The organism is Methylotenera mobilis JLW8, assembly GCF_000023705.1.
Lineage (GTDB): Bacteria > Pseudomonadota > Gammaproteobacteria > Burkholderiales > Methylophilaceae > Methylotenera > Methylotenera mobilis.
In genome coordinates, this window is the sequence record NC_012968.1 from 1,160,971 (window position 1) to 1,173,031 (window position 12,061).

Below are 12,061 nucleotides of genomic sequence, written 5' to 3' on the forward strand. Positions count from 1 at the left end.
GCTAATGCTCACCGAATTTTGGCATTTATATGCGATTTAACTGATTACTCTTTTGCGATGTAATGTTGCCTTTACCTGTAGATTTGAAAGTTTTGGGTAATTCGCCTTGCAAGCCAGGCACTAAGGTGGAGCGCAGCAAACGCTGTGAATTACAGTTGGCTGGGGCGTTCGTTAATTCGTTGGTTTCTCTTTTTCTATCCCAAAAGCTTAAACCATCTTTGTTGGCTTAAGCTTTTGGTATGCATACCGTGGGTATTGGCGCAGTTATTGCTTAGTTATTCTTTGATTTTTGATCATAGAAAAGAACAACTAGCGCATGAAATTATATTTAAATACATCAGATCAGACCTTTGATCTTGCCAACCTTAATTTAACGCATACACATAACCCTGAAAAGACTGTTTTAATTTTTGACTTCGATGATGAGGAGTCATTAACGCACACGCTCAACCAGCTTGCGGATAAGCTACCGGAACAGCTGCTTGATAATTCTTATGTGATGGTCGCAAAAGATAATAGCCCGGTAGATCCTGCAGCAGTGATTCCGGCCATACTGCCATTCAACACCTTTTATACCAGACGCCTGCACTCATGGTTGCTAGATGACATTGGTCTACATGTGCAGATATATTTCCAGCCTATTGTTGATTTTGCCCAGAACGGAAAAATTTTCGCCTATGAGGCTTTGTGTCGCATCAAGAATCCATCAGGCGAGTTGCTGAATGGCGAAGAGTCATTTAAGTTGGCGAACCAACTGAAATGTAGCGAAGAGCTGGATATTGCTTGTCAGCAAAGTGCTTTGGTTGGAAAAGCGCATTCAATTGCACCAGGCACGCCTATTTTCATTAATGTGCTACCGCAAACCATGATGAAAAAGCGCTGGTTGTCCATGATGCTGGAAACCATCAATAAATATGGCATTGAACAACGTGAGGTTGTGATTGAAATTGTTGAAAGTGAGAAAGTATCTCCCGAGCTTTTATCGGAGTGCTGCGATGAAATTCGTGCCCACGGCCTGCGTATCGCACTGGATGATATGGGCTCTGGCTTCAATGGCTTACGTACATTAGCCGCTGTTCGTGCTGACTATATAAAAATTGATCGCGCAATTGTCCACGAAGCACAAGGTAGCCGTGTGCGTACGGTCTTGCTGGAAGCCATTATCTCCATGGCGCAAAGACTTGGCTGTACTGTGGTGGCTGAGGGCTTGGAGCGCGTTGAGGATATCAACTTCTGCCTAGATTTGGGGCTTGCCTATGCACAAGGCTATTACTTTGCAAAACCAGAAAGTAAGCCGACCCGGTCGGTAACAGAGTTGCCTAAACAGGATGAGGCGCATCGCTCGCATATTTCAGATGAGTTCAGAATTGGCGAGTTTGTAATGCGCGGGCTAACGATAGAGGTTAATACTTCCATTGAAGAGGCCCGAGCCCTTTTCCGGAAGCACCCAGATACCGAAATTGCTGTGGTGCTGGATAATTTGCGGCCTATCGGCTTACTCAGGCGTGGCAAAGTATTTACCCAGCGTAGTAACTCATTGGGGGCTTATTGTGATGCATTGCCGAAGATGGTTAACAGCCGTACTCCATCTTCATTATTGGCGCGCGGGCTCTATCTGGAGCGTGGTGATGCCGAACCCTGGATTATGGTGGGTGATGATGGCATATATATCGGCATTTTACAGCCACTGGAAATCATGGCGCAGCTAATCAGCCGCAAGATGAGTACTGCTAGCCTGCATCCACTTAGCCAGCTGACCACAGGGCCAACATTACGACAATCGCTAGATGTCAGCTTACGCAACAACCCCAACACAGTATTAGTCTATATTGATCTTGATCACTTTAAGGCTTACAACGACAGGTATGGGTTTATCCGTGGCGATGCCATGATTCGTTTATTATCCGAAATAGTCCGGCAAGAGTTTCTTGGTGCTGCAGGAATATTAGTAGGCCATATTGGCGGTGATGATTTTGTGTTGATTCTTGATCACATCAATACAAGCCTTGAAGACAAGTTGCTGGATGTCATCTATCATTTTCAAGACCTTGCCAGTCACTTATATGACGCATCAGACCTAGAGCGTGGATTTTTTACCACAGAAGATGGCTGCGAGCATCCCGTTGCCAGTATCTCAATTGCAGTCGTCAATGGCAGTCAGGGTGCACTATCTAATAGTGTTGCGGCTGCAGAGCGTGCCGCTTACCTGAAAAAAATAGGAAAATCTAACATTGGCAGTATCATTGTGGTGGAAGAAGCGACGCCTAGGTTGGTAGTACCAGAGCATGAGGTGCATTCCGATTGGCAGGCACGCGCGTTGGAGGCATTGCAATCCCTACTTACATATCGTCGCTCGGAAGATTCACACTGTATGGATAGCTGCTTTACTGATTATCCATTTTTTGAGGTGGTATTTGAGCTTAACGCTGATGGAGTACAGCGCTATCCTAATTGGATTAACCCGAACATGTACGGCAAGATTAAAGCGGGTGGGGCAGGAGTTGATCGTAGCCAACAAGCTTATTACAGCGCAGCGCATGAAGCGCTCAAGCCGTATATCTCGAATATTTACTTATCAACAGCGACAGAAGATTTTTGTTTGACGGTATCGTTGCCTATTCTTAATCGGTTGGGTGGCTTGGAGTCGATAATCGTTGCTGACATCAGTATTGCCGCAATGGCGATGCTGAGTGGCGTGAGCAGTCAACTATCGAAGAGTATTGGATAGCTAGTACTGGAAGGGCGTTTAGTTCTGCACTATGCACATTATTTGTGCCAGAAGCATGTGCTTGTCGGTGTTGCTATACCTTGCGCTTGATACTTCAGAAAAGCAAGGGCTTATGTAAATGCCACCAAACCTAAATACAGCCAAGGTTGATTACGCATGTGCGCTGATTTTAGCTGGTATGCTATGGCAATACTGCGTTATCTGACTTCACTTGTTTTGTCTTGCCAGTATCATGCGTCCGCGCACATCTGAGCAATGTTGCGTTTAACATCCCAGCTAATCAAATCATGTGCCAAGCGAGTGTAGACATGGCGCTGGGCTACATCCCCCAGACGCCTTGCCACTACTTTATACGGTACTGGTTGCCTGCTTACCTTGGCAAAAGTATTTACCATTTCTATCATATTCATTCTCCTATTTATTTTGAGTAACGTTTTCACGTACTAGGAGCGTTATATGTTCGCAGATGTTAGCAAACCTAATCTGTACGATACCACACACACCATTTGAATCTGATGAGTTGGTTTTCAAACATCCGATGATGTGCTTCAGTTTAAGTGTTCCCACAAAAATTGCTCTTTATTAGATGACTGCCGTACAAAAGTGATCATCATCTGTTAGTGAGTTATCTTGTTTGTTGATTTCAGCCAGCATTAGGCTGAATAGAGCCATAAGTCACGTTATAACGCCAGCCTGAATCAATTAATTAAATTAATAAATACATATGGTTAGTGTATTTTCTTTACGTTGGCATAGATGTGGCTTTAATAAAAAGCTGATCTAAAAATAATGTTTTTAAAGTTATTTAAAATTTAAAAAGATAGACTAAAAAAAAGAAAAATAACATGAATTTAAAACTCAGGATTAATTTAATTATTACCTTGATATTGGCGTTAGTTATGCTGATAGGGGCAGGGATGATGATTGATAATGCCCGAGAGGATGTCAGGGCGGAGGTCGATTCCACCACGGTTTTAGCATTGCATTTACTAGATGCTGAGTTACTGCATTATGTCTCAGATTACACATGGGCGAATAATAGCGATAAAAATAGGGTGGATATCTTTCGTTTGCAAAGCTTAGATAACGTACGCCATTTGCGTATTGAGTTTTTTGATGCGCAAGGTAATCTGCGCGATAGCAATCGTCCACCTGCCGGCCATGGAAGCACATTACCCCCAGCTTGGTTTGGAAAATTAATGGGTAAGGTTTCGTCTTCATTAAAGACTACGCGCCGCCCAATTGTTATCAATAACCGCATGCTAGGTGAGCTTGTGATTACGCCTGATCCATCCTATGAGATTGCTGAAATATGGCATGACACCTTAGGTTTATTAAGCTTGGGTTTACTATTTTTTATCGTAGTTAATGGCATGATTTATTGGGCGGTAAACCGAGCCCTACGTCCATTAAATACTATACTGAATGCCCTCACCGAGCTTGAACATGGGAATTGGGGTGCACGTTTACCCTTGTTTTCTCTCCCCGAGCTTTCCAGTGTTAGCAGTAAATTCAATGCCATGGCTCAGACCTTAGAAAACAGTATATTGAACAACCACCGCCTTACAACCCAATTAATTAGGCTGCAAGAAGATGAACGTAAAAATATCGCCCATGATTTGCATGATGAAATCGGGCAGCATTTAACTGCTATCAATATTGATGCATCGGCCATACTTAAGGCAAATGACCTGACATCCACTTATGAAAGCGCGCAGGCTATTAGTATTGTCGCTAGACAAATGATGGAAATAGTCAGACAGATGTTGCAGCGCTTGAGACCAGCGGTGCTGGATGAGCTGGGGCTACATGCATCATTAAATGAGCTTATCGACAACTGGCGACAGCGTAATCGAGGTGTCAATCTCAGCATTAATATTTCTAGTCAGGTCAACTGCCTGAATGAAACAATGGCAATTACTACTTATCGTATTGTTCAAGAGTGCTTAACTAACGTGACTAAACATTCAAAAGCGCGCTTGGTGACGATTAAGGTGGAATTGAAACTTGGGCGTTTGAAGTTACTGGTCAAAGATAATGGTCAAGGCTTTGACCGTACTTTAAACACACAAGGTTTTGGTTTGGCTGGTATGCGTGAACGTGTAGAAGGGCTGAGTGGCTCGTTCAGTCTCAATACCAATCCATCTTCTGGTGTTGAGATATGCATCAGTTTACCAGTTATGCTAAAGGCAGGAATATGATTACCAAAATTAGGGTCATTTTAGTAGATGATCACAATGTTGTGCGTTCAGGGTTACGCCGTTTATTAGAGCTTGGTGGTGATATTGAAGTAGTGGCGGAAGCCGATAGCGGTGAGCAGGCTTGCCAACTCTACACTGAGTTTCCGGCAGACGTAATGGTCATGGATATTTCCATGCCTGGGCTGGGCGGACTAGAAGCCTTGAGGCGAATATTGCAGCGTGACCCATCAGCAAAAATAGTCATTTTCACTATGCATCAAAATACCGCGTTTGCCACACAGGCGCTTGCTGCTGGCGCCAAATGCTATGTTTTAAAGTCAGGGCTGGCCGATGATTTGCTATTGGCAGTACGTGAGGCTAACTCTGGTAAAACTTATATTAGTCCCAATATTGCGCAAAAAATTGTCATGCAGTCACTTGCTGGCGCGGCAGACCCTACCGAGCGTCTATCAGCCAGAGAGTTTGAGGTATTCAGGTTGCTGGCTGAGGGCAGTGGGGTTGACGATATTGCGCTGATGTTAAATGTAAGCCAAAAAACTGTGGCGAACTACCAAACCATTCTTAAACAAAAACTTGGTATTACCAATGCAGTTGAGCTAGTGCGGCTCGCAATTAGGTACGGTGTCATTCTGGAGTAAACGTTTCCAGCGGCATTAAAATTAGTTACAGCTAATTGTTTCGCTCATTCACATCTCCCATTCTTGCTTGTTACTGACTCGGGAAAAAATCCCGATATAAATAGTGAGCAACTCCCGGTATAACTCGGGAGTCTCGCTCTTACGCGAAACTCCCCCTAAGCCTTATATTTGCTGGCTAGCGCAATTGGCGCATAGGTAAAAATTCACATGAATTTCTATACCAAAAACAATATTAAGGTGTATTAGCTAGGGGGATGAAGTAAGAATGAGTTTGTACAGAAAATCGTCTAAAGGTTTATTGTCTTTTAAGTTAAAAACCATCCCGCTAATTATCTTATCTACGTTTTCACAATACGGTCAGGCTGAAGAAAACTCATCTAAAAATAATGCCGCTACTAGCCTTACTCAACCATCAGTTGACGATGTCAATGAAATTGGTAGTGTTAATGTTGGTAAATCTGTGGTTCTGCCCTCGGTTTCCACAAAGTATGGTGCCAATAAAAAGATATTGCTATCAGGAAAGGTGAGTGATGCTAACGCAGTTGGCACGAGTCCTGCTGCTAAAGAGTATGCGAAATCTTTGGCTGATGATAAAGGCAAGAATGACCTGCCAATAGGTATTGAGCTTCAGGATATTCAAGTTCGAGCCAAACGCCTTTATGAAATAGGCCCGTTGCGTGGTTTATCACTCACTAAAGAAGAGATTCCAGGCAACGTACAAAGTATTACTGCTAAAGAAATTAAAGATTCACATGCATTAAGCATCTCCGACTTAATGAACTCCAAGCTGCAGTCTGTCAATGTGAACGACTATCAAAGCAACCCATTTCAAATGGATGTGAGCTATCGTGGATTTACTGCTTCACCGCAAATCGGCACCGCACAAGGTTTGAGCGTGTTTCTGGATGGTGTACGTGTGAACGAGCCATTTGGCGATGTAGTGAACTGGGACATGCTGCCGCTTAACGCTTTATCTGGATTAGATGTTTTCCCAGGTTCCAACCCTATCTTTGGTTTAGGTACGCTGGGTGGCGCATTATCTATGCGTACCAAGAGTGGTTTTGATGCTAAAGAAGGCACCATTGAGGCTTTGGGTGGCTCGTTTAACCGCAAACAAATTCAAGGTAGTGTCGGTGGCAATAATGGCGTGATTGCTGGTTTTGTTGCCGCTAATATTTTTAATGAAGATGGTTGGCGTGACAATTCACCTAGTAAAGTGAATCAATTATTTGCCAAGGGTGAATGGCGCAATGACAAGGTGCAGATTGGATTATCTACGCTGTACGCAGGTAATGACCTGATTGGTAATGGTGTGTTGCCAGCAGAGATGGCGCGTCAAGACCCTAGCAAAGTTTTTACCAGCCCGGACCAAACTAAGAATAAATTGCTGCAATTTCAACTCACTGGTTTATGGGATGTAACGGACACCTTTAATGTTACAGGGCAAATCTACAAGCGCAGCAGCAATCGTAAGAGCAAAACGTCAGATATTAATCAGGATTTTGGTGGCTACGCTACAAGAAGACCGGCCCCTGGCGAGCAAGTTATTCCAGGCTATGCAGATATCAACAATGATGGCCTGCCTGATTATAATGCCGTTCCATTCAACATTGCGGCGGATGCCAATGGCAATGCTTTGGATACCAATGGTGAACGACTTTACCTAGATGACGGTAGTGCTAACAGTCTTTCTAACGGCATACCACTTGTGGGCTCAAATTTTAATGCGCTTGCCCATGCTAATCAGGGTATGACTGTAGGTGCGGACGGTGTAACACCTATTCCTTCTTGGACCTATAACCCAATACTTAATACGGTTGATTATTCAACTCAACCAGTATCAGGATTTTTCAATGCTGCGTTACCAAGTACCTATTATCAGTTTGCTGTTAATTATTGGCAAAACAAAGCAAATATTGCACCTGGCAATTCTCAATATGGTGATCCCCATCCGCAAACTGGAGCGTCAAATACATACGCAATAATAGGTGGCGCTGTCTCTGGCAACTATACGGATGGTAGTGGGTATTATGTGCTATTGGTGCCGTTTGGCGTGGTCAATGCTGCTGAAGCACTCAACCCTGATGGTTCAAGTAAATTTACCGGTTCAGATAAAGATAATTCAGTATATGAAAGCGTACCTATTCTTCCGGTGTTGGATAGCAATGGCCTTCCAATTCAACGTGATGGAGGTGGCAAACAAGCCGATGGCACCATAGGTGGAGGGGCAGGCTACGTAGTTGGTACGCCCAATGCGATTATCACTAATACTAATATCAATCAGGTTAGTGACGGTGCCGCGCTTCAACTGAATTGGAATCTGGAAAAACATAAGTTCATGATAGGCGCATCCTATGACGCTGCTGATACCACCTACACTAGTAGCCAAATGCTGGGCTTGTTTGATGCTAGTCACCGCGGTGCTTTAGCACCAGACCGCTTGGGTTATGAGTTTTATGCCGCTACGCATCCAATTTCAATGAACGACTTTAAAGGTGACTCCATTACCAAAAGCGTGTATTTCAGCGAAACTTGGACACCAGTTGAAACATTCAGCCTAACAGGTGCTGCACGTTATAACTACACCACCATTAACAACTACCTAGCTACCAATAATATTCTTGGTATTAAAGGTGCCAATGCTTTTCTTAATACAATAGACGAGGCTCAGGTGTGCCATGATCTTGATGGTGATGGAGTGGTGGAAGGTAGTGAATGCCAGGCTGGCCTCGATAACTTTATTGTGCCATTCTCACCGGAGCGAACCGGAGGAAAAGGTGGTATGCGCGCAGGGGAGCATGAGGAGTTCCATTATTATTCTTTTAACCCTTCTTTAGGTGCCACTTGGCAAGCCAACCCTAATACCAATATCTATGGTAACTGGAGCCGTGGTGCACGCACCCCTACCGTGATTGAGTTAGGCTGCGCATTCGATGACTCACCGGTGCTTTACTACACTGACCCAGTCACTGGAGAAAAGAAATATCGTGCTAGATCCCTTTCAGAGAATCGCTTCTGTAGCTTGCCTAGCGCAATGTCTGGCGACCCTTATTTAAAACAGGTTCGATCAGAAACTGTTGAAACTGGTATTCGAGGCAAGTTAACGGAAAATATTGAATGGAATGCCAGCGTATATCGTACGGATCTGCAAGACGATATTTACTTTGTAGCATTCCGCCCGGAACGTAGTTTTTTCCAAAATATCGGCGATACACGACGCCAAGGCTTGGAAATGGGTTTGAAAGGTAAGGTCGGTAAAGCCACCTTTGCACTGAATTATTCGTTGACGGACGCAACATTTCAGTCCGATTTCCGTATGGGTAGTCCACACAATAGCGAAGCTGGCACTGTCCAGAATTACGCGGGGTGCAATGGTAGTTTCCGTCCTCCAGAATGTGATGCAATAAGTGATTATCAGCAAATTAAAGTGAAAAAGGGTAACCGCATGCCTGGTGTTCCCCTTCATAACTTGAATGCTAGTGTGAGTTATGAGGTCACCCCCGATTGGAAAATTGGCTTAACAGCAATAATACACTCCGAAGCATTTGTACGTGGCAATGAGAATAACGCACACCGTCAAGGGGCTGCTAAACCCATACAGGATATATGCAATACAAGCGGTACTGATTTCCAGTGCATGGTAGCGCGTCCAGATTTTAAAGACTCAGGAAAAACGCCAGGCTATGCAGTATTTAACTTCAATACCTCTTACAAAATTACAAAAGGATTAACAGCTGGCTTGCAGATTAATAACTTGTTCGACCGCACTTATTACAGTGGGGGGCGCTTAGGCATTAATGCCTTCGCACCATCTATTCGTGGTGCCATCGATCCGGTAAGTGGTTTTAATTACAACTCAAGAGACTGGACTAACAGCACCTTCTTGGCGACGGGCGCACCGCGCTCTGCCTACTTCACATTGACGTATGACTTTGATATAGGGAAGTAAGTTAGCGAAATAAATAATAAGAAAGGGCATTTGCGAACTGCCCACTTGAGCGTTCAACTCGAATCAACCTAAGAACTTACAAGGGCCTTTAGCTGATTTGGGTGAATTGGTGTCGTAGGCAGCCACAAATGCCTGCTTATTGTAACTGTTTTAGGAGATAAAGTAATGAAGAGTCAATTACTTAAATTAGCAGTGATCGCAGTTTTGGGCACGTCTGGCCAAGCATTTGCAACTGGCTTGGTTTCATTGCCAGCAGCAGGCTTGTCTGTTTCAGCAGGTACTAATCAGCCAGCAGGTACAACTGCATGGGTTACATGTAACGCAACCGGTAACTACGGTGCGGGTAGCTTTACTGCGCCAACCACGGGTGCGAATAATAATTGCGCTGTGTTCCCGGCAAATATCAATACCAGCCCAGTTTCAGGCTTTAGTAAAGTTACCTTAAGTGATCTAACCAATGTGGCGATTACTGCCAATGGTGAAAACATCGCTTATATGACATCACGTACTTTCCGCAACACGGCAAATACTGAGTGTATCTACGGTAAACAAATCTCCATGGATACCAGCACTACTTTTGACTATAACAGTAGCTTAGCTGGCCAACAGTATCTGGAAGTAAATGACTTTGCTTTTGGTGGGTTTAGCGCTACTACGGATGTTTCAGCAGGCTATTATTACCGTTCTGGAGTATCGGATTCAGCAGTTTATAGAGTAGGCCGTGCATTTACTTCTGTACAAATGCAAGCTGACCCATCTGATGAAACTTTAGTGGCAACAGGCTTCGTACATCGTCCAATCAATAGTCCATCTGTGCCAGCATCAGGTACAGAGATCAATGGTGTTGGTCAAACTTCTAGCCCAGGTGCAACAGCGCCAACTGCAGCACAACAAACGAGTGAAATCCGTACTAACTGGGTGGATTTTACTGTTGATGTTACCGGTGGTGTAGATGAGGACGGTGGTACTGAGCAAGATGCACCAATGATGTACGTACGTGCTGCTTGTACTTCTACCGCACCAGCATCCTTAGCTAACAGTGTGCGTATCCGTCAAACAGGTCAAGAAACACAGCCATGGGTCACTATCTTGGCTTCAGGATTGGCACGTAGTGGCGCTAACGCTAACTTCTAATAGTGTTTTGATTTGAACTAGCTTGATAAAAGCTGGCGGGGCTTTGCTCTGCCAGCCTTATAAATGACCTGGATGATAAAAATGAAAAGAAGTTGTTACCTATTTGGTTTAATGCTTTGTATGCAGCATTTATCAGCAAGTGCTGATGTTGCTAACGACAGCCAAAGTGGTTTTGTGAACTTACCAGCCATAGGCAATACCAATTCAGCCTATGTTTTATGTGACACAAGCACAAACTTTGGATTGAGTGAAAAAAACGCCAGTAATAGCAATCAAAGCTCGCTCGGCCAATGTGCCGTGAGTGACGATAAGCTTGCAGATAGCCCAATGAATGCGCCTATAGATGGTTTTACGTTAGTGGGTATTATTTCCCGCGGTGTGCCTATCCCAGAACCTTATGCCGCAGCAGGCGGTGAGGAGTTTGCCACCTTGACCGATACCGTTTGGCATAACAACGATACCAAAGAATGTATTTTTGGCACCCATATTTTGATGAAAGACCAAACCTTAGCCAATGGTAAGCGCTGGGAAATTAACGATATCACACGTGGTGGTTTTGCCGGACGCCCAGTTGCTATTGCTTACTTTATGAAACCAAAACCTAGCAAAGATTACGGCATGCCTGAGGCTTTGTTTCGAGCTGGCAGAACTTATACCTCCGTACCATATGACAAAAACAGGTTGACCTTGCCAGCTTTACAAGACGCGCCAGCCCCCACAAAAGCAATCAGCAAAAACCAGTCAGCGGCTATGAATGAAAACTGGGTAGATTTTACTACCGACATTAGTTTTGACGATGCTGATGGGGTAACAAAAAAAATGACATCTATGTTGTATATCAAAACAACCTGCGAGCAACGTCAGCCAGAAGAAAAAGAAGGTGCCATTCGCCTACGCACCACCGGTGGTAATGGGCAAGATTGGTTAGAGGTAGAGGTACCTGGCTTGGTGCCATTTGGCGCAACGATTGAAAGGTATTGAGGCATATATGAAACAAACAAAATCAACACAACATGGCTTTACCTTGTTGGAGCTATTGGTCGTCATGGTCATTATTGGTTTGCTTGCTGGCTATGTAGGGCCTAAATACTTTGCCCAGATTGGTAAGTCTGAAGTGAAAACGGCTAAGGCTCAGATCGATTCTTTAGAAAAAGCCATTGATCAATACCGCTTAGATAACGGCCATTACCCAAGCACAGATAATGGATTATCCGCGCTTAATGAAGCGCCGGCAAACGAGGCCAAATGGCAGGGGCCATACCTAAAGAAAAAGGTACCTAACGACCCGTGGGGTAAGCCTTACCAGTACAAGATGCCAGGTGAGCATGGGGAGTATGACTTATGGTCATTGGGCAGCGATGGTATGAGTGGTGGGACTGCTGAAGCTGCTGACGTAGTGAACTGGGAATAG

At 44.3% G+C, this 12,061-nt stretch carries 8 protein-coding genes; 7 read left to right on the top strand and 1 reads right to left on the bottom strand.

Going from position 1 to position 12,061, the window contains the following annotated elements; all coding sequences use genetic code 11:
* Positions 1-316: 316 nt before the first annotated feature.
* Positions 317-2,728, top strand: coding sequence for an EAL domain-containing protein (locus MMOL_RS05400; RefSeq protein WP_015832008.1), 2,412 nt, complete (start codon positions 317-319; stop codon positions 2,726-2,728).
* Between the two features lie 230 nt (positions 2,729-2,958).
* Here MMOL_RS05400 and MMOL_RS12190 read toward each other — a convergent pair whose 3' ends face one another.
* Positions 2,959-3,132, bottom strand: a complete 174-nt coding sequence (locus MMOL_RS12190) for a hypothetical protein (protein WP_187287232.1) — start codon at positions 3,130-3,132, stop codon at positions 2,959-2,961.
* Between the two features lie 441 nt (positions 3,133-3,573).
* Between MMOL_RS12190 and MMOL_RS05405 the strand changes: the two genes are divergently transcribed.
* The 6 genes from MMOL_RS05405 (at position 3,574) to gspG (ending at position 12,061) form a co-directional block, all read left to right on the top strand.
* A complete protein-coding gene (locus tag MMOL_RS05405; protein WP_015832009.1) occupies positions 3,574-4,929 on the top strand; it encodes a histidine kinase in 1,356 nt (451 codons plus the stop codon).
* Positions 4,926-5,567, top strand: a complete 642-nt coding sequence (locus tag MMOL_RS05410; RefSeq protein ID WP_015832010.1) for a response regulator — start codon at positions 4,926-4,928, stop codon at positions 5,565-5,567. Before MMOL_RS05405 ends, MMOL_RS05410 begins: the two co-directional genes overlap by 4 nt.
* Positions 5,568-5,832: 265 nt before the next feature.
* Positions 5,833-9,516: a TonB-dependent receptor gene (locus tag MMOL_RS05415; protein ID WP_015832011.1), complete on the top strand. Its 3,684-nt coding sequence runs from the start codon at positions 5,833-5,835 to the stop codon at positions 9,514-9,516.
* 165 nt (positions 9,517-9,681) lie between these two features.
* Positions 9,682-10,650, top strand: coding sequence for a hypothetical protein (locus MMOL_RS05420; protein ID WP_015832012.1), 969 nt, complete (start codon positions 9,682-9,684; stop codon positions 10,648-10,650).
* 81 nt (positions 10,651-10,731) lie between these two features.
* The gene (locus MMOL_RS05425; RefSeq protein ID WP_148207846.1) at positions 10,732-11,631 is read left to right on the top strand and encodes a hypothetical protein; all 900 of its coding nucleotides are present in this window, start codon (positions 10,732-10,734) and stop codon (positions 11,629-11,631) included.
* Between the two features lie 7 nt (positions 11,632-11,638).
* Positions 11,639-12,061, top strand: coding sequence for a type II secretion system major pseudopilin GspG (gene gspG / locus MMOL_RS05430; RefSeq protein ID WP_015832014.1), 423 nt, complete (start codon positions 11,639-11,641; stop codon positions 12,059-12,061).

Coding starts and splice junctions, on each gene's coding strand:
- MMOL_RS05400 (WP_015832008.1), top strand. CDS start 317: ATGAAATTATATTTAAATACATCAGATCAGACCTTTGATCTTGCCAAC.
- MMOL_RS12190 (WP_187287232.1), bottom strand. CDS start 3,132: ATGATAGAAATGGTAAATACTTTTGCCAAGGTAAGCAGGCAACCAGTA.
- MMOL_RS05405 (WP_015832009.1), top strand. CDS start 3,574: ATGAATTTAAAACTCAGGATTAATTTAATTATTACCTTGATATTGGCG.
- MMOL_RS05410 (WP_015832010.1), top strand. CDS start 4,926: ATGATTACCAAAATTAGGGTCATTTTAGTAGATGATCACAATGTTGTG.
- MMOL_RS05415 (WP_015832011.1), top strand. CDS start 5,833: ATGAGTTTGTACAGAAAATCGTCTAAAGGTTTATTGTCTTTTAAGTTA.
- MMOL_RS05420 (WP_015832012.1), top strand. CDS start 9,682: ATGAAGAGTCAATTACTTAAATTAGCAGTGATCGCAGTTTTGGGCACG.
- MMOL_RS05425 (WP_148207846.1), top strand. CDS start 10,732: ATGAAAAGAAGTTGTTACCTATTTGGTTTAATGCTTTGTATGCAGCAT.
- gspG (WP_015832014.1), top strand. CDS start 11,639: ATGAAACAAACAAAATCAACACAACATGGCTTTACCTTGTTGGAGCTA.